This window comes from Microbacterium sp. Se5.02b (genome assembly GCF_019464375.1).
GTDB lineage: Bacteria > Actinomycetota > Actinomycetes > Actinomycetales > Microbacteriaceae > Microbacterium.
In genome coordinates this window covers 1,092,579-1,113,066 of the sequence record NZ_CP080491.1, presented here as the reverse complement: position 1 = coordinate 1,113,066, position 20,488 = coordinate 1,092,579, and the positions used below count along the sequence as shown (strand labels likewise).

The window sequence follows — 20,488 nt, the reverse complement described above, 5'->3', positions numbered from 1 at the left end:
GGGATGTCGACGCCACGAGGCCGTGCGCTCGGCGGCAAGCCGTGCACTCGCCGGGAGGGGCGGGGGCGAAGGGGCGGGGGCCGGGGGCGGGGGCGGAGGGGCGGGGCGGGGGCAGGGTGGGTGGGGAGCAGGGGTCAGCCGCGCGGATCGTGTCCTGGCGGCTCGACCTCGATGGGGTCGCCCGGCGGGACCTGGATGATCAGCGAATCGCCGGGGGCGGCCTCGTCCGCGGAGGCATCGGCGTCGACGGTGAGGTACGGGGTCTGCTGCGTCGTGAAGCGCAGGTCCAGCACCGACGCCGCGACCACACCCCCGGTGGGGTCGACTTCGACCACATGCACATCGAGGCCGGATGACAGCGCCTGCTGGAACGACTCGCACGCGATCGCACCGCCGGCGTCGACGATGAGGCACCGCTCCGTCGAGCCCTGCTCGGAGACGCGGTCGCCGAGCCAGACGGGGGCACCGCGGAAGTACCCCACGATCGAGAGGCCCATTTCGTATCCCTCCTCGACGAGAGCCCCCGCGCGATCACGTTCCGCCCCCTCGAACTGATCGATCACCCCCGACTGCACACCCCACCGTTGCATTCCGACCATCGGCTCGCCCGTTTCGGTGAGGAACATCGTCGCCTGCACGAATTCCGAACCCCCGGGGTCCTCGCCGTCATCCGCGGGCAACGGCAACGGCAACGAAGCCATCAACCCGCGCTCGCGCTCCTCCGGTGGACGGCAGTCCGCCTGCGACTGGTCACCCACGTCGAGGATCAGGCAGACCGACTCGCCGTCGCCCCTGGTCGCGTACCAGGCCAGTGCGTCGGCGGTCTGGGCGATGGCGCGGACGGAGCCGGCGTCGTACTCCTCGGCGACGAGCGCGACACGGCGTTGCTGCTGTGCGTCGGTCAGCGGGAGGCTCGCCGTCCGGGGTGAGAACAGCGCCCACCCGGCGCCCACGCCGATCGCGAGCACCACAGCAGCCGCCGCGACCACGACCATCGCGGATCGCCGCCGAGCATCGCGAGGAGTGTCCGGGGAACGGCCTGGTGGGACTCGCCATCCGCCATCGCGGCGAACGCGTCCGTCACGGGCGAGTCCTCTCCGAGCGAGTCCGTCCCGAGCGAGTCCGTATCCCCGAGTGAGTCCGTATCCCCGCGTGACTCGGTTCTCCCGAGTGAGCCGGCGATCCCGAGCGAGTCCGCCGCAGACGGGTCAGTCGGGGGCGGGGGTAGCCCGGGGACGCTGCGCCTTCCGGTGGATCGGCCGCCCTGTGCACGGGACTGCGGTGCGCCTCTTCGAGGGCACGGAGGCGATCCGCCTCGCCAGGGGTGAGGGCGCCGCCGCGGCCGTAGGCCTTCCGCTGCAGTACCCTGAGCTCTTCGGCGTCAGTTCCCGCCGGCACCGGAGACGCCTCCCTCGCGGGTGATGACGAGGTAGCCGGGCCCCTGGGTCGATGCCAGTTCGAGGTGGGTCTGACCACCGGTCTCGGTGTCGACGACGCTGAGCACGAGACTCGACGACTGCTCCTGCATCGTCTGCGGATCCGCGCACGTCATCGGGGACTCGGCGGTCGAGCCGTCGTAGATCAGGCACGGGTTCTGGGACTCGGTCTGCACGGCGGTCCACACCGGCACGTCGCGGTCGTATCCGACCACCCAGAGAGAGCTGGCGTCGAAGCCGTCGTCGGCGAGGCGCTTCGCAGTGTCCGCCTCGCGGTCGTTCGCGTAGGTGATGCCGCTCTGACCCGGGTCGTAGTCGTACGAGCTCACGGCGACCGCCGGTTCACCCGACGCGGTGAAGAGCATCTGCACCCCGACCTGCCGCTGGAGGTCATCCGATGCCTGCACGGTGATGGAGCCGTACACTCCGGTCTCGGCGACCGTCTCGGTGAGCTCGCAGTTCGGCACGGTCACCTCGCCCGTTCCCAGGATCACGCAGGTGCGTTCGCGCGCGTCCTTCGTCGCGGCCCAGATGACCGCGCCCTCTTCGACCGCGAGGGCACGGACCGACCCCGCGTCGTAGACGCCGCCGGCGACCAGCTCGTCGTGCCATGCCTGCTGCTCGACCGTCAGCTCGACGGGGGCGGGTTCGGGCCCGCGGAAGGCGAGCCACCCGACGCCGACGCCGATCGCGAGCATGGCCGCGGTCGCGAACGCGACCGGCCGCCAGTGACCCCGGAGGAGGGAGAGCACCGAGCGCCAGGCCATCCTCCCCTGCGCGGGCCCCGTGTCGGCGGCCGCACCGGCGGCGACATCGGCCGGGTCCTGTTCACGCGCGGTCAGCTGTTCCTGCGCGACGCCCTGCTCACGCGCGGGATCGATCTCGGCGACCGGTCCGGCATGATCTGCGCGACCGCTGCCCGGCTCGTCGCCCGTGGGCGCAGGGAGCACGGCGAAGGGCGACTCCGGAACATCGGCGACGCGTTCGACCCGACGCTCCTCGAGCTCCCGCAACCTCGCCGCATCGCCCGGAGTGAGCGCAGCATCGCGGCCGTATGCACGTTCCTGAAGGGAGCGCAGCTCCGCGGACTCCTCCGGCTCCAGCATCCGTCAGCCCAGTCTCTCGAACTGCATGCCGGCCCAGACCAGCCACCCCAGGCTGTAGACGGTCGCACAGAGGCCGAGCACGAGGGCCCAGCGCGCGATCGCCCGGCTCTCGACGGGACGACGCAGCGACATGATCGCGGCGATGACCGCGACGACGGCCACGGGGATCCCCAGCCGACGAAGAAGGACGCGCCGAGAGCCACGATCGCCGCCAGCAGGGCCCAGGGAGCCAGACGCGTGTCGTCGGCGGGGATCGCACCGGTGGAGGGCTCCCACTCGGACTCGTCAGGAGCATCGATGTCGGGCCCCGTCACCACGACCGGTTCGATGCCGACCGGTCCGGTCGGCAGCTTCGTGTACCCCTCGCGTCGCGCGCCGGGCAGACGTGCTGCCTTGGCAGGATGCTGGACCACCTCGTCGCTGGCGCTCTCGATGCGCGCGGCCGGAGTCGCAGAAGACCGCGCGTCGGGAGCGGCGGAACCGTCAGTCATGTGAGCACCGCCTCCGCGATCTGGATCTCGGTGACCGGCAGCGTCGAGTCCGCCCCGAACGCGAGCGTCGACGGGCGCCGCCCGGAGGAGATCAGCTCAGCGGCCAGAGCCGCGATCATGGCGCCGTTGTCTGTGCAGAGCGAGAGCGTCGGGATGCGCACCGTGACGCCGGCCTCCGCCGCACGTCGAAGAGCCACCTCGCGCAGGCGCCGATTCGCGATCACGCCTCCGCCGAGCAGCAGTCGCGGGACACCGAGATCGGTGCAGGCGGCGAGCGCCTTCGTCACCAGCACATCGACGACCGCCTCCCGGAAGCTCGCGGCGACGTCGGCCACGGGCACGTCGACGCCGTCGGCCTCGCAGCGTTCGACCCAGCGCGCCACCGCGGTCTTCAGCCCCGAGAAGGAGAAGTCGTACCGGTGCTTCGCCATGTCGGATGCGCGGGAGAGTCCGCGAGGGAACCGGATCGCGTCGGGGTCGCCGTCGAGCGCAGCGCGGTCGATCTCGGGCCCGCCGGGGTAGGGCAGCGAGAGGAGTCGGGCGACCTTGTCGAACGCCTCGCCCGCGGCATCGTCCATCGTCTCGCCGAGCAGCTCGACGTCGGTGGTGAGGTCGCGGACGTGCAGCAGCGAGGTGTGACCGCCCGAGACGAGCAGGGCGATGGTCGGGTACTCCAGCGGTGCGGAGTCGGGCGTGAGGATGTCGGCCGCGATGTGTCCGACCAGGTGGTTGACCGCGTACAGCGGCTTGTCGAGGGAGACGGCCAGGCCCTTCGCGGCCCCGACTCCGACCATCAGCGCACCGGCGAGACCGGGACCGCTCGTGACGGCGACCGCGTCGAGTTCGGCGAGGCCCACACCCGCTTCGGCGAGCGCGGCTTCGATCGCCGGCTGCAGCGCCTCGAGGTGCGCCCTCGCAGCGACCTCCGGCACGACTCCGCCGTATCTGGCGTGCTCGTCCATGCTCGAGGCGATGGTGTTCGAGAGCAGGGTGCGACCGCGGACGATGCCGATGCCGGTCTCGTCGCAGCTCGTCTCGATGCCGAGGACCAGCGGCTCGCTCATGCCTTCGCCTCCTCGGCCGTATGTCCGGACGCCGGGTGGCGGCGCAGCTCCAGCCGCATCACGATCGCATCCACGTCGTCGGGCTGATAGTAGCGGGGCCGACGCCCGATCTCCTCGAACCCCTCGGCTCGGTACAGCCCCTCGGCGACCGGGTTGTCGGCCCTGACCTCGAGGAACACCTCGCGCGCCCCGCGCTCGGCCGCGACGGCGAGGAGCCGATGCAGGAGCGAACGACCGCGCCCCTGACCCCGGTGCTCCGCGAGCAGGGCGATGGTCTGGATGTCGGCATCTGCGCTGCCCTGCAGGGCCCGCACCCCGCCGTAGCCGATGATGGCGCCGTCGTGCTCGTCCACCACGTACCGGCCGTGCGGGCTGGCGAGTTCGGCGGCCATGGTCTCGCTGCTCCAGGCGTCGGTGGGGAAGGAGCGGTCTTCGATCGCCATGATCGCGGCGAGGTCAGCGGGTGTCGCGTCGCGGAGCGTCATGACCCGACCTTCTTCGGAGCACCGGGAAGCGTGACGTCGGGGTGTCGGAGGTAGAGCGGCTCGTCGTCTGCGAGCGTGCGTCCGGCCGCCAGCGCTCGTGCTCCCACCCTGGCCAGGTCGGATGCGGACAGCGTGCCGACGTCGATACGACGGATGCCGTCGAGGTGCGCATCCGCGTCGACCGCCCGCACCAGGACCGTGTCGGCGACGACATGCGGGATGCCGTCGGCATCGACGCCGTCGAACACGGTGATCGCGACCTCGCGCCGCCGCGCGTCGGTGACGATCGCGAACGGCTGCGTCTCGGTCTCGAGCGCTGTGAGCGCTGCCCCGAGATGACTGGGGACCGGAAGCACGGGGATACCGCGTCCGAGCGCGAAGGCGCGCGCCGCGGCGATGCCGATCCGCAGACCGGTGAACGGCCCCGGCCCCATGCCCGCGACGACGTGCGTCACCTCGCTGGCGCCCGCCTCGTCGAGAACCTCCACGAGCAGATCGCCGATGACTTCGGCATGGCCGAGGGGTCGGCGGCGCTCGCATCGGCTCGTCGCGCCCCGTCCGCATCGATGAGGGCGACAGCCGTGCCCAGAGAGGTGTCGACGGCAAGGATCACATGTCCAGGGTAGCCGTGGTTCCGCTGGCAGAGCGGCCCGTGCCCGTGGGGGATCGCGCCTCAGCCCAGCGGGGCGCGCAGAGGATGGTCCTGATCCTCGAGGATCACCTGCGAGGCGGCTCCGGTCGTGCGATTGACGACCACGGGGGCCAGGAGGTTCACGCTCACACCCTCGGCAGAGGGGTGGGCGACGACCAGGACAAGCGCATCGTCGGCCGAGTCGAGCCCGAGCCCTTCCGCCTGCGCGTCGGTGAGGATCGGCGCGTAGTCGGTCAGCACGGATCGGGGGTCGACGAGATACAGGCGAAGATCCGCATCCTGCACGGCGCGCATCGCGAACAGGCCGTCGGCGCCCTCGACCGGTGCGAGCACGAACTCGACGTGAGGGGCGAGCCCCGGCGGCGGCGAGACGAAGGTGAGCGCCGCGGTCATCGGAGGAAGTCCATGAGCGAGGGCTGGAGCACGCGGGCGTTGACGGCGAGGGCCGAGCGGTACACGAGCTCCTGGGCCTGCAGGCGGACGAGCACCTCGATCGAGTCGACGTCCTCGACCGCGGCACGGCGGGACTCGAGGGACACGGAATTCTGCACAGCCGCCTCCTTGGCGCGTTCGATCTGAGCCTGTCGGGTGCCGACCGAGCCCTGCACACCGAGCATCGCCGTGCGGCGGGAGTCGATCTCGGCGAGTCGAGGCCCGACGTTCGTCCCCGAGCGGAGGTCGGCGACGATCTTGTCGACGAGAGCGAACACCGAATCCTCCCCGTGCCGAAGACGGCGGCCCCGTCCGTGTCGACGCGCACGGCCGCACCGTCGGACACCCGGCGCGTGACCTCCGCTCCCGGCACCCCGCTGTGCGCGTAGTCCGCGGTGAAGGCGGCGGTGTCGGAGGTGCCGGCGAACACGGAGCGTCCGAGGAGGCGGGTGTTCGCCTGTGCGAGGAGTTCCTTGCGCAGGCCCTCGAGCTCGACGGCCAGGGACTCCTTGGCCACGGCGTCGAGTGCGCCGTCGTTCGCGCCCTGCGCCGTGAGGTCGCGGACACGCCCGAGCAGAGACGTGCTCGCGGTGATCGCACCGTCGGCCGCGGTGACCCAGGCGAGCCCGTCGTCGATGTTGCGTGCGTACTGTTCGGTACGTCGCTGCTCGGCATGCAGTGCGAGAGCGGCCGCGGCAGCCGCAGGGTCGTCCGATGGCGCGGCGAAGGCTCGCTGGGAGGTCGCCTGCTCCTGCAGGCGCGCCAGCTCGGAGAGGTTGGACTGCAGGTGGCGCATCGCCGTCTGCGTCATGGCTGACGATGTCACTCGAGAGATCACGGTGCTCCTTCGCTCAGCGTCCGACGAGACCCGTGCGGTTGATGAGGACGTCGAGCGCCTCATCGACCGCGGTCATCACGCGGGCTGCGGCCTGATAGGCGGTCTGGTAGGTGAGCAGGCTGATGGTCTCCTCGTCGCCGTCGACGGCGGCGACGGACTGCTGCGCGCCGACCGCAGCGACGGCTGCCGAATCGGAGACCTTCGCGCGCTGCACGTCGGCGGCCGTGGCCACGCCGAACCGGGTCACGTGGTCCGACCAGAGCGCGTCGGGAGCGGTCGCGCTCCGGCCGATCTGCGAGATCAGATCGGCGTTGGAGGCGTCCCATGCCCCCGCGCCCGGAGCGGCGAGGGCGAGTTCCGACGGTCCCGTGATCGCGACGCGGAGGCCGAGAGCGGCCGACCCGGTCGTCGCCAGGGTGAAGAAGTCTCCGCCCTGCTGACCGGACGAGGTGACTCCGGCGCGATGCTGCGTGTTCAGCGTGGCCGCCAACGCGGTCGCGACCGCGTCGTACGTCGACGCGAGCTGAGCGAGCATCCCGCCCTCGTCCGCGGGGGCGAGGATCGCCAGCGATGCACCGAGCTCACCGCCGTCGATCGACACCGGGAGGTCGGGCGCCGACGCCCACGACACCGTCAGACGCTGGCCGCCGTCGATCGATGTCGGCCCGGAGAGGACGAGGTGACGGGCATCGGACCCCGCGACGAGCGCGTTGCCGCCGATGCGCAGAGTCATCGTCCCGTCGCCCTCGACCGTGGCCGAGGCTCCGGACATCCGCGAGACGGTCTGCGCGAGGACGCTGCGCTGGTCGAGAAGCTCGTTCGCCGATCGCCCGGACGCGAGAGCGTCGCGGATCTCTCCGTTGAGCACGGCGATCTGGTCGGCAGCGGCGTTCATCTGCGTGACACTGCGGTCTGCTGCCTCGCGGGCGTCGCTCCACTTCGACGCCACCGAGCGGTATCCGCCGGCGATGTGGGAGGCGAGCTCCTTCGCCGACTCGAGGATGCTGGAGGCCGCAGCTCCCGAGTCGGGGGTGTTCGCGAGGTCCTGCCACCCCGACCAGAACTTCGACAGCCTGGCCGCGAGTCCGTTCTCGGTGGGTTCGGCGAGTGAGGCCTCGATGGTGGTCGCGGCGACCGCACGTGTCGACCAGTACCCCGAGGCCGCGAGCGCGTCGCGCACCCTGGCATCGAGCAGCGCGTCTCCGAGCCGGGCGACGCCGTCGACCGAGACGCCGTTGCCCGCAACGGCGCCCGTGCTGAACCGCCCCGTGTGCGCGACGGCCGCGATGGCCGAGGTCTGCACGCGTTGACGCGTGTACCCCTCGGTCTTCTGATTCGCGATGTTCTGTCCGACGACGTCCATACCGCGCCGTGCGGCCGCCAGCCCGCTGGCCGCCGTGTTCAATCCGCTGAAGGTCGACATGATCCCCTTCCGGTCACATCTCGGTGTCGATGATGCGCGCTGCGTCGTCGCGAGCGCGATCACCGGTCGTGGTGTACTCGCCGGTGTCGTGCCCCAGCGCGGCGATCGTCTCCTGTGTCGCACGGAGCACTCCGCTGAGCTGCTCGGCGTTGGCGTCCCGCATCTGCTCGACCTCTGCGGCCAGCTTGGTCAAGGCCCGCAGATGGTCGGCGAACACCTCGCGCCACGCGCCTTCCGGTGCGTGCTCGATCAGTTCGCGGATCGTCGCACCCTCGGGAGCACCCCACTCCTCCGCGACGCTCTCGACCTCGACGGTGCGGGCGAGTCCCGCGCCGCGCAGCCGGTCGAGCACCTGATCGACCTCGCGGGCGGCAAACTGGATCCATTGGGATCGCCCCGCGGCGAGGAGCAGCTGCTGTTCGTCGAGCTTGAAGAGCAGCATCTCGAGCAGTTCGCGTTCACGCCACAGCTGTATCGATAGTTCGTTGGCTCCCATGATCCCCTTTTCCCCAGTGATCGCCCCGCCTGTCAACGCGGCCAAAGGTCACTATCGGCTGCCGCGCCCCTAAGGTTACTATGTGGAACGGCGATGGGTAGTTCTCCCCATGTACAAATCATGTCCAGTGTGATATGTGCATCTATTCATCTCCTCGGAGCTTCCGGAGTGCATCCAGAGAGGTGGATCATCCCCCATGTCGTCGCGCGCTGAGCGCAATCTGCTCATCGAGAGCAACCTCCCCCTGGTCGGATACCTCGCTGCCGAGACCCACTCCCGCGCCACCCACATCCCCCGTGACGAGTTGGCGGCCGTCGGCGCGCTCGCGCTCGTGACCGCAGCCGAGGCGTTCGATCCCGAACTGGGCGTCCCGTTCGGCGCCTATGCACGCCGGCGCATCCTCGGCGCCTTCGCCGATGAGATGCGCTCCATGGACTGGGCCTCGCGCGGGATCCGCAAACGCATCAAGGAGACCGTCGAGGTCCGCGAGACGCTCACGGCCGGACTCGGCAGGACCGCGACGCCCGCGGAGGTGGCCACCGCCATGGGTGTCGCGAAGGACGTGGTCGTGGAAGCGCTCGGCGATGCCGCACGCACGGTGACGACGCTCGACGACCCGTCAGCCCGCGACGTGGCAGCCGAGATCCCGCTCCCCGAGGAATCGGCACTGGTCGGCGAACGGCGCGAGGTGCTCGAGCAGGCGGTCTCCGCGCTGCCAGAACGCATGCGGCGGATCGTGCAGGCCGTGTACTTCGAGGAACGCCCCGTCAAGGACATCGCCGAGGAGCTGGGCGTGACGCACTCCGCCGTGTCGCAGCAGCGGTCGGAGGCGATCCGGCTCCTGCGCGACGCCGTCGACAGGTTCTACGCGGAAGGTGCGTCGCCCGCCACGACCACACGCGTCTCCGCCGGCGCGCGCGACGCCTACTTCAGCAGGATCGCGGAGGCGAGCAGCGCACGGATCGCGGAGGTCTTCCGTACGACGGCGCCGGCGTAGGCACCCTCCCTCCGATCCCCTAACGGACGCTCCGTCTCCGCCGATAGGTGTGAACGGGAGACCACGGATGGTCCCCCGTTCAACGAAATTCACGGAGGAAACCCTCATGGGTATGCAGATCAACACCAACGTGTCGGCGCTCAACGCCTACCGCAACCTGTCCAACACCCAGAACGATGTGTCGAAGTCGCTCGAGAAGCTGTCGAGCGGTCTGCGCATCAACCGGGCAGCGGACGACGCCGCCGGCCTCGCGATCTCCGAGGGCCTGCGCTCGCAGGTCAACGGCCTGAACGTCGCGGCCCGCAACGCCCAGGACGGCATCTCGGTCATCCAGACCGCGGAAGGCGCCCTGACCGAGGTCCACTCGATCCTGCAGCGCGTTCGCGACCTGACCGCTCAGGGTGCGAACGACTCGAACAACGCGAAGTCGCGTGAGGCGATCCAGAAGGAGATCAACACCCTGGGTGACGAGCTCACCCGTGTCGCCGACAGCACGAACTTCAACGGCATCAAGCTGCTCTCGGGCGGCACGACGCTGACGTTCCAGGTCGGTGCGGGTGCGGTCGCCGCCGAGGACCAGATCTCGGTCGCCCTGACCGACTTCGACACCCTCGGAGCCGACATCAAGACGCTCGCGGCCACGATGACCGACGCGGCGACCTACGGAGCGGCGCTCGCCGGCATCGACACGCAGATCCAGGCGGTCTCGACCGCACGTGCCGGCTACGGTGCGCTGCAGAACCGCTTCGAGTCGACCATCAACAGCCTCAACGTGTCGGCAGAGAACCTGTCCGCCGCCGAGAGCCGGATCCGCGACACCGACATGGCGTCCGAGATGGTCAAGTTCACCTCGGCGAACATCCTGTCGCAGGCGGGTACGGCCATGCTGGCCCAGGCGAACCAGTCCAACCAGGGCGTTCTCCAGCTCCTGCGCTGAACCACGCCGTAGGGTCCGGGCGGCGGTCGCGACCGTCGCCCGGACCCTGTCCGCTCCCGACCTGCAAAGGCGAACATGTCTCTCTCGCTCGACGGCCTCGTCTCCGGCCTGAAGACCACAGAGGTCATCAAGGCCCTGATGGACGTGCACGCCATCCCGCGCTCGCTGCTCAAGGCGAAGATGGATGACAAGAACGGCATCGTCACGCAGCTGCAGACGTTGAACACCGCGATCCAGAACCTCGCCACGGCCGCCGAGAAGGCCGCGTCGCGCGACGGGCTGGCCCGATTCACGACATCGTCGTCGTCGACCTCGGTCACGGTCGCCACCCGCACCGGCGCCGCCCCGGTCTCGGCGGAGATCGTCGTCGACGCGGTCGCGAAGAACCACACCATCGTCTCGGCCGCCTCGAACGGGTGGCCCGTCGACCCGCCGGTGATCACCCTCGAGAACGCCAAGGGCGAGCGTCTGCAGATCGAGGCCGACGGCACCTCGATGCAGGACATCGCCCAGGCCGTCAACGAAGCGGGCTTCGGAGTCGTCGCCTCAGCGGTGCCCGCGGGTCGCGACGCCGACGGCAACCCCTGCACCGCCTGCAGCTGCGCGCGGCCGACGCGGGCGAGGGCAGCCAGTTCCGCGCCTACCGGGGTGACGTCGCCGCCGTCGAGGCCGGCACCGCATCCGAGCTCTCCGCCGAAGCTGGGGCAGCAGTGATCGCGGTGGGCGCCGACGCGAGGGTGCGGTTGTGGGCCGGCACCAGCGCCGAACAGGTGCTGACCTCGTCGAGCAACACCTTCACCGATCTGTTCGACGGCGTCGACGTCACGGTATCCGCGGCATCCGCCGACCCCGTCACGATCGGCGTGACCGTCGATGCCGAGGCCCGCACCAAGGCCTCCGCCGACTTCATCGCCGCGGTCAAGGACATCCTGACGCGCATCGACAACGGATCGAAGGCCACCGTCGCCGCGAATCAGGGCGACAAGACCACCCTGGGCGTCTTCACGGGAGACAGCACGGTCCGCTCGCTCCGGTCGGCGCTCGCCGACGCGATCCAGCACCCGGTCGACGGCGTGTCACCCTCGTCCATCGGCATCTCCACCGACATGTACGGAGTGCTGAGCTTCGACGAGGAGAAGTTCGCCGAAGCCCTCGCGAAGGACCCGGATGCCGTCGCCGGGCTGTTCTCCGACGTCGCCTCCCGCGTGCAGGACACGGCGAAGGTCTACTCCGACAAGTACGACGGCCTGCTCACCTCCCGCATCACCGGGCAGGAGAGCGAGGTCAAGAGTCTCGGCGAGCAGATGGAACGCTGGGACGTGCGCCTCGCCCAACGCAAGGCGAATCTCGAGCGCACCTACGCCCGCCTCGAGGTGATGCTGTCGCAGCTGCAATCGCAGTCCACCTACCTGTCTTCACAGGTCGCCGCCCTGTCGACCTCGAGTTCGGGGAAGTGAGCATGAACGCCGCCCTGCGCGCGCAGCAGCGCTACCGTGACGAGGCCGTCCTCTCGGCACCGCCCGAGCGCCTCGTGACGCTGCTGTACGACCGACTCATGCTCGACATCGAGCGCGGCGAGGCTGCACAGCGTGCCGAGGATTGGACCGAGGCGAACGCCCAGCTCCAGCACGCGCAGGCCATCGTCGCCGAGCTGTCGTCGTCTCTCACCGACGACTGGAACGGCAGCGCTGGCCTGCGCTCGGTGTACGTGTTCCTGTCGCAGACCCTGATCGGCGCCAACATCGGCCGGGACCCCGAGCGCACGCACGCCTGCCGCGGGATCGTCGCCCCGCTGCGGGATGCCTGGCACGAAGCCGCCAGGACCGTCGCGGAGACCCGTTCGTGAGCATCGACGACGTGACCGCAGAGTGGACCGACCTGCTGGATCGACTCGAGCTCGACGCCGACCGGATCCTCACGGCCGCCCCCGGCACCGCGGATACGGCCGTCATCGGACCGTGGACACCGCCCTCCGCTCCCCTGCCCCCGGCGCTCGCCGATCGCGCCCGTCACGTGATCGAACGCCAGCGCCTCGCGATGGAGCGCGCCCGCACGGATCTCGACGACCTCCGACAGCACCTCGTCGTCGTGGATCGCATTCCGGGGATCCGTCGCCCCGATGCCCCCGCATTCCTCGACGTGGACGGCTGAGACCGCTCGGTCTGCGTGGCATCAGCGTCCCACGAGGGGGTCCGTGGCCACCTAACGCCTTCTGGAATCTCGTGATCCACGCCGCATGTTCACGAGACTGGCGATCAATCCGGTGAGCAGCAGAAGGCCCGAAACGAGCCAGAGGATCGCCGCGATATTGCTGAAGGGGGAGAACTGGCTCAAGAGCATCGGACCGATTGCCAGAAGGGGCGCCATCACGGGAATCCGCGACAACAGCGGTGGATGAGACATCACATTCCTCAACTATTCGCGCCGGCCTGTTGGATGCAGAACCCCACCGTTCCACCGAATCCCGCCGATGCAGCTCCGAGGCAGACAGGGCATCCGATGCCCACCGTTACGACACACACCGCCGAGCATGCGATTGAGAGTCCCGTGATGACCCATGCGTTGCCGTCATGTGATTCGCATGTCTTCCAACTCCTTCATTGGTGAACCTGAACAACTAAAGTGTTACACGTCACCCGTGGTGAGGCAACCATCATGATCACTCGCTGTCATGACCGTCTCTCACCGCAGTACTCCCTGTTCGTGGACGGCTGAGACTCCCTAACGCAGTGCGCGACCCTGCCGATAGAGCAGGGAGAGCACGGATGGCTCGCAAGACTCGGCCAGGGATCGGCCACATCAGCCACACACGGGAAGCCGGTTCGTGTTCGACTCTGTGACCATCACCGCACTGACGAGTGCGCTCGACGGCCTCGCGCTGCGCCAGCGCGCCATCGCCGACAACATCGCCAACATCAACACCCCCGACTACCACGCCAAGCGCGTGCGATTCGAAGAGGCGCTCGCCGCCTCCGTCGACGCGGGTGACGGACGCGTCGATGCGACGGTCGGCACCTCGCTGGAGCCGACCCGCCTCGACGGCAACAACGTCAACCTCGACACCGAGACCCTGTCGAGCGTCGACACGATGCTGCGCTACCAGTTCGCGACCCAGGCCGTGAACGGCTCGTTCGCGTCGATGCGCGCCGCGATGAGGACCTCATGACCTTCGACGCCATCGGCATCGCGAGCACCGGCCTGACCGTGCACCGCAAATGGCTCGACGCCATCAGCGACAACATCGCGAACATCAATACCGCGACCGCGACCGACGGCGCCGCGTTCCGCGCGCGGTACATCCTCGCCCAGACGAGCGACCAGTCGCCTGGGGTGTACGTGGCAGGCACCGTGCAGGGCAGCGCAGAGGGCCGCCTCGTGCATCAGCCCGACCACCCGCTCGCCGACGCCGACGGGTACGTCCGCTACCCCGACATCGATCTCGGCGACCAGATGAGCCAGCTCATCCTCGCCCAGCGCGGCTATCAGGCCAGCGCGGGGATCGTCGACCGTGCGCGCAACGCCTACGAAGCCGCCCTGCAGATCGGACGCAGCTGATGGACCCTCTCACCGCGATCGACGGCGTCTCCTCCGCTTTCACCCTCGCACCGCCCGCCGCGCCGGCGAAGAGTGCGGACGACACCGCCTTCGCGAACAGCGTGACCGGCGCGATCGACGAACTGCGATCCCTGCAGTCCGAGTCCGACGCGCTCAAGGTCGCCGCTGTCACCGGCGACCTCGACGACATCCACTCGGCCATGATCGCGTCGTCCCGCGCGGCGGTCACGCTCGAGCTCGTCGCCGCCGTGCGCAACAAGGGCGTCGACGCGTTCACCGAGATCATGCGGATGCAAGCCTGATGCCCCAGGCCGTCACGAACGTCTTCCAGCGCATCGGTCGCGTGATCGCGGGCTTCTCGCTCGCCCAGCGCACGATCGCGATCATCGGCGTCGCCGTGCTGGCACTCGGGATCGTCGCGTTGTCGAGCTGGCTCACCCGCCCCACCTACACGCCGCTGTTCTCGGGGATGAGTGCCTCCGACGCGAACGCCGTCGTCGAGCAGCTGCGTTCCTCCTCGGTCCCCTACGAACTCGCAGACGGCGGTGCGACAGTGCTCGTGCCCGAGAAAGACGTGTACGACCAGCGCCTCGCCGCCGCATCCGCCGGCCTCCCGGGTGCCGGCTCCGGCGGCTACTCGCTGCTCGACGACATGGGGGTGACGACCTCGGAGTTCCAGCAGTCCGTGACCTACAAGCGCGCCATCGAGGGCGAACTCGCCGCCACGATCTCGTCGATCGAGGGCGTGACGGCGGCATCGGTGCAGCTCGCGATCCCCGAGGAGAGCGTGTTCGTCTCGGAGACCGTCGACGCCACGGCATCCGTGTTCGTGGAGACCTCCGGCAACGCGACGCTCACGCAGAAGCAGGTCGAGGCGATCGTGCACCTGACCTCCGCAGCGGTCAGCGGCATGAAGCCCGAGAACGTCGCGGTCGTCGACCAGAGCGGTCAGACGCTCTCGGCCGTCGGCATCGGATCGACCGGCGGCCTCGACCAGCAGGCAGGCGACTACGAGGCGCGCGTGACCGCGAGCGTGCAGCAGATGCTCGACAAGGTCGTCGGCCCGGGGAACGCGACCGTGACGGTCGTCGCCGAGGTCGACCGTTCCGTCAACGAGCGCGTGGACGAGACATACACCCCCGCGGAAGGCGCTCCCCTCTCACCGAGCAGACCAGGACCGATAGGCAGAACGGCTCCGGCTCGAACGCCGGCGTGCTCGGTCCCGACAACATCGCCGTGCCGTCGGCCGATGGCGGCACGTCGGAGTCCACCGAGGAGTCCAAGACCAACGCGGTCAACAAGAGCACCCAGAGCACCTCGACCCCGGCGGGGAGCATCCTGCGCCAGTCGGTCTCCGTCGCGGTCGACGCCGGGGCGGGCGGCGACCTCAGCACCGCCCAGCTGACCGATCTGGTGGAGACCGCTGCCGGGATCGACACAGCGCGCGGCGACGCCATCACGGTCGAGCGCGTCTCTTTCAGCCAGACCGATGCCGAGGCCGCTCAGGCCGCGCTCCAGGCGGCGAAAGACGCGGAAGCCGCCGAGCGCCAGGCCGTCCTGCTGAACACGCTGATCATCGCCGCCGCGATCGCCCTCCCCCTGCTGCTCGCCGCGATCGCCCTCCTCGTGCGGATGCGTCGCAAGGCCACGGCCGCGTCCGAGTTCGACCAGCTCTTCGGCGACCGGCCACCCCCGCTGTCCGCCCTCGGCGCCGGAGCGCCCACCGTCGCGATCGATCAGGCGGCGACGACCCCGCTCGCATTCCTCGAGACGACGCCGGATCCCGAGCCGGAGCCCGACCCGGAACCCGCGCAGATCAGCCTCGAGCGCCGCCGCGCCGAGATCGACTCCCTCACGCGGCAGGACCCGAAGCGGACGGCCGAACTGCTGCGCACGCTCATCGACGACAGGCAGCACGCATGAACGAGCTGACCGACCGGCAGACCGCGGCCGTCGTGCTGATGAACCTCGACCGCGCACAGGCGATCGAGGTGATGAAGCACCTCTCGGAGTCGGAGGCCGAGGCCGTCGCCGCCGAGATCATCGAGCTGCAGGACCTGGATGCCGCCACCACCGCGCAGGCGCTCGGACAGTTCCACCGGATCGCCACGGGACACCTTCCCCCGCACGCGGCGGGAGGGACATCGCCGCCGGACTGCTGGAGGCGACGTTCGGCGCCGAACGCGCGGCCGCCGTGCTCGGCCGTGTCGGCTCGTCGTCGATGAACTCCTCCTTCGAGTTCCTCGGCTCGGCGGATCCGGCGCATCTGGCCACGCTCCTCGACGGCGAACTCCCCAGACCGTCGCCCTCGTGCTCGCGCACCTGCCCACCGACCGTGCCGCAGCCGTGCTGGCCGCACTCCCCGACCCGATCCGCACCGATGTCGCCCATGCCATCGCGACGATGGGCACCGCGTCGCAGGAGGCCATCGCGATCGTGGCCGATGCTCTGAAAGCGCGCACCGGTTCGTTCGCGAGCCGCGATGCACCCGAGACCCTCGGCGGCGTGGAACCCCTCGTGGAGATCATCGCGCGCTCGGGGGCGACGGTCGAGAAGGCACTGCTGGCGAGCATCGAAGACCGCGACAGCGCGCTCGCCGAAGACATCCGGTCGCGGATGTTCACGTTCGCCGACATCGTCAAGCTCGACGACCGCGACACCCAGCGTGTGCTGCGAGGCATGGACATCCGCTCGCTGGCGCTCGCCCTGAAGGGTGCGCATCAAGCGATCGCCGATCTCATCCGCCGCAACGTGTCGGAGCGCAACAGGGAGAACCTCGACGAGGAGGCCCGCACGCTCGGACCGGTGCGCGTGTCGCAGGTCGAAGAGGCCCGCGCCGAGATCGTGCGCACCATCCGTGCTCTCGAGGCCGCGGGAGACATCACGGTGCAGCGGGCGGACGAGGACGAGTATGTCTACTGACGCCTTCTCCCCGTGCTGTTCCCGCGTCTGGACGGACGCGGCGACGGCGCCGAGCACCGCAGAGCGCGCATGCGCGGCTATGCGGACGGGCATGCCGAGGGATTCCGTGCCGGCGCGGACGAGGCCGCCTCGGCGCAGCGCATCGCCGCCGAGGAGCGCGCCACCCGCGACGCGGCGGCCGCGCACGAGTTCGACGCCGCGATCACCGCTCTGCACGCCGCCGCACGCTCGTTGACGGAGCGCGAGCGCGAGCTGACCTCCGCAGCGGAGGAACAGGTGCTGCGCTGCGCGATCGAGCTCGCGGAGCGCATCGTCGTCGGCGAGCTCTCCGACGCCGGCGCCTCCGCGGCCGCGGCGGCTCGACGCACCCTGGCCTCAGCCGCGTCGGCGGAGATCCGCGAGGTGCGCCTGCACCCCGACGACCTGCGCACGATCCAGGGGTCGAACGCCGATCTGTCTGCTTTCGCCCTGGTCGCCGACGAGGAGCTCGACCGCGGCGACGCCGTGGCGGTCCTGGCACACGGGCACATCGACGCCAGGATCGGGAGCGCGTTCGAGCGCGCCCGCGCCACCCTCACGGAGGCGGCGGGATGAGCACCTGGAACGCCGTCCTCGATGCCGTGCACCCGGAGCGCGTCGGCGTGGTGTCGCAGGTGCGCGGCCTGAGCGTTCAGGTGCGCGGGATAGAAGGCGCGGTCGGCGACGTGGTGACCCTCGACGGGGTCGATGCCGAGGTCGTCGCGATCGGCGAGGGCGGACTACGCTGCATGCCGTTGGGCGCTGTCGCCGGGCTCACGGTCGGGACGCCGGTGCGCGGTCGCGGTGGCCCCCTGCGCGTTCCGACCGGAACCGCCCTGCTCGGACGGGTGCTCGACGGGCTCGGACGGCCGATCGACGGGAAGGGCCGCTCGTCGGGGCCCCCGCCGTGAGCCTCGATCACGCTCCGCCGTCGATCATGGAGCGCGACCGGATCGACTCCCCTCTTCCGCTCGGTGTCCGCGCACTCGACACGCTCGTGAGCGTCGGGCGCGGGCAACGCGTCGGGCTGTTCGCCGGTTCGGGGTCGGCAAGTCGTCGCTGCTGTCGATGATCGCCCGCGGCACCGAGGCCGAGGTGACGGTGATCGCGCTGGTCGGCGAGCGCGGTCGCGAGGTGCGCGAGTTCATCGAAGACGACCTCGGACCGGAGGGGCTCGCACGCTCCGTGGTCGTGGTCTCGACGTCGGATCAGCCGGCCATGGCCCGCATCCGTGCCGCCTACACCGCGACGCGGATCGCCGAGGCCTTCCGCGACGACGGCGCCCACGCGATCCTCATGATGGACTCGCTCACGCGCGTGGCGATGGCACAGCGCGAGATCGGACTGTCGGCGGGCGAGCCGCCTGCGACCCGCGGCTACCCTCCGTCGACGTTCTCGCTGCTCGCGGGGCTCCTCGAACGGGCCGGCACCGACCGTCGCGGCTCGATCACCGGCATCTACACCGTGCTCGTCGACGGCGACGACCACAATGAGCCGATCGCCGACACGGTGCGATCGATTCTCGACGGCCACGTGGTACTCGACCGCGCGCTCGCCCTGTCGGGCCATCATCCGGCCATCGACGTGCTGGCCTCGGTCTCCCGTGTCGCGGGCAAGGTCACCGCGCCCGACCAGCGCGACCGTGCCGCGACCCTGCGGGCGGTGCTCGCGGCTCGGCGCCGTGCGAACGATCTGATCGACATCGGCGCTTACCACCCCGGCGCCGACCCGCGCATCGACGCCGCGATCGCGCACGAACGCGCGATCTCCGCCTTCCTCACCCAGCCCCTCGACGAGACCAGCGCGATCGACGATTCCTGGCGCCGATTGGACGAGCTGGTCACGGCGTTCGGAGCAGTCGCATGACACGGTCGTTCTCGCTCGCCGGCCTTCTTCGCGTACGGGGATCCAGGAGCGCGCCGCGGCACAGCGCCTCTCCCGCGCCGTGATCGACGCCCAGCACACGGAAGCACGCGACAGGTCGCTGCGTGCACACCTCACCGGCACGGGGAGTGAAGCCGTCGACGTGCGGTCGCTGGCAGCGCTCGCGGCGGCACGCGTGGCCGGCCGGACGCTGCTCGCCGACCTGTCGACGCTCTCCGAACTGCAGGAGCAGACCGTCGATCAGGCCCGCAGAGAGCACGCGGAGGCGCGGAGGGCGGTGCGCGGGCTGGATCGACTCGCCGAGGCGCACGCCGCGGAGATACGGGCCGCCGACCTGCACGCCGAGCAGGCGGAACTCGACGAGATCGGGTCGCGGACCGGAGCGGAGGAGCCGTCATGACCTCGCTCGGTCTGATCGACATCGTCGACGCCCGGGCGTCGCGTGCTGCCGGCGGCGCGGCCGGCCGTAGCGCGACTCCGGGGGCGGCGGCCTTCGCCGACGTGATCCAGGACGCCGCGCGGGCGCAGCGCACGGACGACGCTCCGGCCGAGAGCACGCCCAGGGAGAGTGCACTGCCGACGGGCACGACTCCGGATGCCGCTGCCGACACCTCCGTCGATACGGCGATCCCCGTGCCCACCGTGGTCGTGTCTCTTCCCGGCACGGTCATCCCTCCCGCCGGGGCGGAGTCGCCCGCGCCCGCCACGGGAGTCGCCGCGCAGGTCCCCGATTCGGGCCAGACGGATGTCGCGCCGCCCGCCGCGGCGCTCGGCGCGTCGCCCCTCGTCGTTCCGGCCGCGAAAAGCGAACCGCGCGGCGCCGTGGTCGCCGCGTCGGTCGCGACGGCATCGCCCGCAGGACGGACCGCTGCCGTCGCGTCCGCATCTCCCGTGTCGGTGGAGGCCGTCGCGACGCCCGCAGAAGCCGATGACTCCGCCACCGCCGCTCCGGTACCGGGACCGCGAACCGCGTATGCCGTCGCGACACCGCCCGGACGGTTCGTCGCGACGTCCGCGGCACAGGTCGGCGCGGTGAAGGGCTCGGCGACGCCGCTCGCCTCCGCGGCCCGAGCTGCCGAGGCGCCATCCTCCGTGCCGACCCCTGCGCCGTCGGCACCGTCCGGAGAAGCGGCGACGCCCGCGGCCACGCCCGCGCCCAGCGCCGCGGCGCCCGTGGCATCCGCGCCGATCGTCCCGGCCACGCCTGCTGCCACACCGGTTGCCACGCCGGCTGCGGTCGCGAACGCGGCGAGCGCTCGCCCCGTGCTGCTCCCACAGATCGCGGGTCCCGTGGTGGCGCTGGCGCAGGCCCCCGACGGGGATCACCGCCTGACCCTGACCGTGTCGCCAGAGAACCTCGGACCCGTGACGGTTCGCGCCCACATCTCGGGCGGGGCCATCCACATCGAACTGCACGCGCCGAACGACCTCGGGCGCGAGGCGCTGCGCAGCGTCCTCGCCGACCTGCGCCGCGACCTCGCCGCCGCCGCGCCGCACGCCTCGCTGATGCTGTCGTCTTCGGACGACGGTCCCGGTTCGTCGAACCCGCAGAGCTCCTCGAACGGCGGTGGCGCCCCGAACAGCACCACAGCGGGCACCGGCGGCGGTCAGCCACGCGGAGAGGGGTCAGGCGACCGGAATCGCGAGGCCCGACCGGCACCGAGCCTCCTTCCATCCCCGCCCGACGCGGCCTCCCCTGTCACTGTCCCGCCCCACGGCGGCATCGACGTCTACGCCTGATCCGAGAGGACC

Annotated in this window: 23 protein-coding genes and 4 pseudogenes; 16 read left to right on the top strand and 11 right to left on the bottom strand. The window is 70.6% G+C overall.

Translation table 11 applies throughout. From position 1 onward, the window contains the following. Positions 1–134: 134 nt before the first annotated feature. The 11 genes and pseudogenes from K1X59_RS05630 to K1X59_RS05585 all read right to left on the bottom strand — a co-directional run bounded on the left by K1X59_RS05630 (position 135) and on the right by K1X59_RS05585 (position 8,423). The gene (locus K1X59_RS05630) at positions 135–995 is read right to left on the bottom strand and encodes a hypothetical protein (RefSeq protein WP_220174014.1); all 861 of its coding nucleotides are present in this window, start codon (positions 993–995) and stop codon (positions 135–137) included. Positions 996–1,381: 386 nt separating this feature from the next. Then, on the bottom strand, positions 1,382–2,542 hold the full coding sequence (locus tag K1X59_RS05625; RefSeq protein ID WP_183152117.1) for a hypothetical protein: 1,161 nt from the start codon (positions 2,540–2,542) through the stop codon (positions 1,382–1,384). A 3-nt stretch (positions 2,543–2,545) separates the two neighbouring features. Then, on the bottom strand, positions 2,546–2,704 hold the full coding sequence (locus K1X59_RS20920; protein ID WP_258567102.1) for a hypothetical protein: 159 nt from the start codon (positions 2,702–2,704) through the stop codon (positions 2,546–2,548). A 325-nt stretch (positions 2,705–3,029) separates the two neighbouring features. After that, the gene (tsaD, locus tag K1X59_RS05615; RefSeq protein WP_183152115.1) at positions 3,030–4,097 is read right to left on the bottom strand and encodes a tRNA (adenosine(37)-N6)-threonylcarbamoyltransferase complex transferase subunit TsaD; all 1,068 of its coding nucleotides are present in this window, start codon (positions 4,095–4,097) and stop codon (positions 3,030–3,032) included. Next, positions 4,094–4,582 (bottom strand): ribosomal protein S18-alanine N-acetyltransferase, encoded by a 489-nt coding sequence (gene rimI, locus K1X59_RS05610; RefSeq protein ID WP_183152114.1) that lies wholly within the window; start codon positions 4,580–4,582, stop codon positions 4,094–4,096. Before rimI ends, tsaD begins: the two co-directional genes overlap by 4 nt. After that, positions 4,579–5,070, bottom strand: coding sequence for a tRNA (adenosine(37)-N6)-threonylcarbamoyltransferase complex dimerization subunit type 1 TsaB (tsaB, locus tag K1X59_RS05605; RefSeq protein ID WP_244632423.1), 492 nt, complete (start codon positions 5,068–5,070; stop codon positions 4,579–4,581). The genes rimI and tsaB overlap by 4 nt, the downstream gene beginning before the upstream one ends. Before the next feature lie 185 nt (positions 5,071–5,255). Further along, entirely contained in the window at positions 5,256–5,627 is a 372-nt protein-coding gene (locus tag K1X59_RS05600; RefSeq protein ID WP_183152113.1) for a flagellar assembly protein FliW, read from the bottom strand. Then, entirely contained in the window at positions 5,624–5,944 is a 321-nt protein-coding gene (locus K1X59_RS20915; RefSeq protein ID WP_258567101.1) for a flagellin, read from the bottom strand. The genes K1X59_RS05600 and K1X59_RS20915 overlap by 4 nt, the downstream gene beginning before the upstream one ends. A gap of 197 nt (positions 5,945–6,141) precedes the next feature. After that, a pseudogene (locus K1X59_RS20910) lies at positions 6,142–6,462 on the bottom strand (flagellin); the annotation flags it as partial. A 55-nt stretch (positions 6,463–6,517) separates the two neighbouring features. Continuing rightward, complete coding sequence (flgK, locus tag K1X59_RS05590; protein ID WP_183152112.1) at positions 6,518–7,927, bottom strand: flagellar hook-associated protein FlgK; 1,410 nt, start codon at positions 7,925–7,927, stop codon at positions 6,518–6,520. A gap of 13 nt (positions 7,928–7,940) precedes the next feature. After that, positions 7,941–8,423 carry a flagellar protein FlgN gene (locus K1X59_RS05585; protein WP_183152111.1) on the bottom strand — a complete coding sequence of 161 codons (483 nt, stop codon included), beginning with the start codon at positions 8,421–8,423 and terminating at the stop codon, positions 7,941–7,943. Positions 8,424–8,619: 196 nt separating this feature from the next. Between K1X59_RS05585 and K1X59_RS05580 the strand changes: the two genes are divergently transcribed. The 16 genes and pseudogenes from K1X59_RS05580 (at position 8,620) to K1X59_RS05515 (ending at position 20,476) form a co-directional block, all read left to right on the top strand. Then, entirely contained in the window at positions 8,620–9,420 is an 801-nt protein-coding gene (locus tag K1X59_RS05580; protein ID WP_183152110.1) for a sigma-70 family RNA polymerase sigma factor, read from the top strand. Between the two features lie 106 nt (positions 9,421–9,526). Next, positions 9,527–10,357, top strand: a complete 831-nt coding sequence (locus K1X59_RS05575; RefSeq protein ID WP_202045583.1) for a flagellin — start codon at positions 9,527–9,529, stop codon at positions 10,355–10,357. A 75-nt stretch (positions 10,358–10,432) separates the two neighbouring features. Beyond that, positions 10,433–11,071 carry a flagellar cap protein FliD N-terminal domain-containing protein gene (locus K1X59_RS20905; RefSeq protein WP_244632421.1) on the top strand — a complete coding sequence of 213 codons (639 nt, stop codon included), beginning with the start codon at positions 10,433–10,435 and terminating at the stop codon, positions 11,069–11,071. Continuing rightward, positions 11,068–11,814: a flagellar filament capping protein FliD gene (gene fliD, locus K1X59_RS20900; protein ID WP_258567099.1), complete on the top strand. Its 747-nt coding sequence runs from the start codon at positions 11,068–11,070 to the stop codon at positions 11,812–11,814. Before K1X59_RS20905 ends, fliD begins: the two co-directional genes overlap by 4 nt. Before the next feature lie 2 nt (positions 11,815–11,816). Beyond that, on the top strand, positions 11,817–12,203 hold the full coding sequence (gene fliS, locus K1X59_RS05565; protein WP_183152109.1) for a flagellar export chaperone FliS: 387 nt from the start codon (positions 11,817–11,819) through the stop codon (positions 12,201–12,203). Further along, positions 12,200–12,508 (top strand): hypothetical protein, encoded by a 309-nt coding sequence (locus K1X59_RS05560; RefSeq protein WP_183152108.1) that lies wholly within the window; start codon positions 12,200–12,202, stop codon positions 12,506–12,508. Before fliS ends, K1X59_RS05560 begins: the two co-directional genes overlap by 4 nt. 673 nt (positions 12,509–13,181) lie before the next feature. Further along, entirely contained in the window at positions 13,182–13,523 is a 342-nt protein-coding gene (locus K1X59_RS05555; protein ID WP_183152107.1) for a flagellar basal body protein, read from the top strand. Next, complete coding sequence (locus K1X59_RS05550) at positions 13,520–13,912, top strand: flagellar basal body rod protein FlgC (RefSeq protein ID WP_183152106.1); 393 nt, start codon at positions 13,520–13,522, stop codon at positions 13,910–13,912. Before K1X59_RS05555 ends, K1X59_RS05550 begins: the two co-directional genes overlap by 4 nt. After that, positions 13,912–14,214 (top strand): flagellar hook-basal body complex protein FliE, encoded by a 303-nt coding sequence (gene fliE / locus K1X59_RS05545; protein WP_183152105.1) that lies wholly within the window; start codon positions 13,912–13,914, stop codon positions 14,212–14,214. The genes K1X59_RS05550 and fliE overlap by 1 nt, the downstream gene beginning before the upstream one ends. Continuing rightward, positions 14,214–14,999, top strand: a pseudogene (gene fliF, locus K1X59_RS22350) (flagellar basal-body MS-ring/collar protein FliF); the annotation flags it as partial. The gene fliE and the pseudogene fliF, both read left to right, overlap by 1 nt. Further along, positions 14,888–15,835, top strand: coding sequence for a flagellar M-ring protein FliF C-terminal domain-containing protein (locus K1X59_RS22345; protein WP_396652601.1), 948 nt, complete (start codon positions 14,888–14,890; stop codon positions 15,833–15,835). The pseudogene fliF and the gene K1X59_RS22345, both read left to right, overlap by 112 nt. Continuing rightward, positions 15,832–16,834: pseudogene (gene fliG / locus K1X59_RS05535) on the top strand (flagellar motor switch protein FliG). The gene K1X59_RS22345 and the pseudogene fliG overlap by 4 nt, the downstream one beginning before the upstream one ends. Before the next feature lie 12 nt (positions 16,835–16,846). Then, on the top strand, positions 16,847–17,428 hold the full coding sequence (locus K1X59_RS05530) for a FliH/SctL family protein (RefSeq protein ID WP_183152104.1): 582 nt from the start codon (positions 16,847–16,849) through the stop codon (positions 17,426–17,428). Continuing rightward, positions 17,425–18,718 (top strand): annotated as a pseudogene (locus K1X59_RS05525) (FliI/YscN family ATPase). The gene K1X59_RS05530 and the pseudogene K1X59_RS05525 overlap by 4 nt, the downstream one beginning before the upstream one ends. A 79-nt stretch (positions 18,719–18,797) precedes the next feature. Next, on the top strand, positions 18,798–19,136 hold the full coding sequence (locus K1X59_RS05520) for a flagellar FliJ family protein (RefSeq protein ID WP_244632418.1): 339 nt from the start codon (positions 18,798–18,800) through the stop codon (positions 19,134–19,136). Then, positions 19,133–20,476 (top strand): flagellar hook-length control protein FliK, encoded by a 1,344-nt coding sequence (locus K1X59_RS05515; RefSeq protein WP_220174013.1) that lies wholly within the window; start codon positions 19,133–19,135, stop codon positions 20,474–20,476. Before K1X59_RS05520 ends, K1X59_RS05515 begins: the two co-directional genes overlap by 4 nt. Positions 20,477–20,488: the final 12 nt, after the last annotated feature.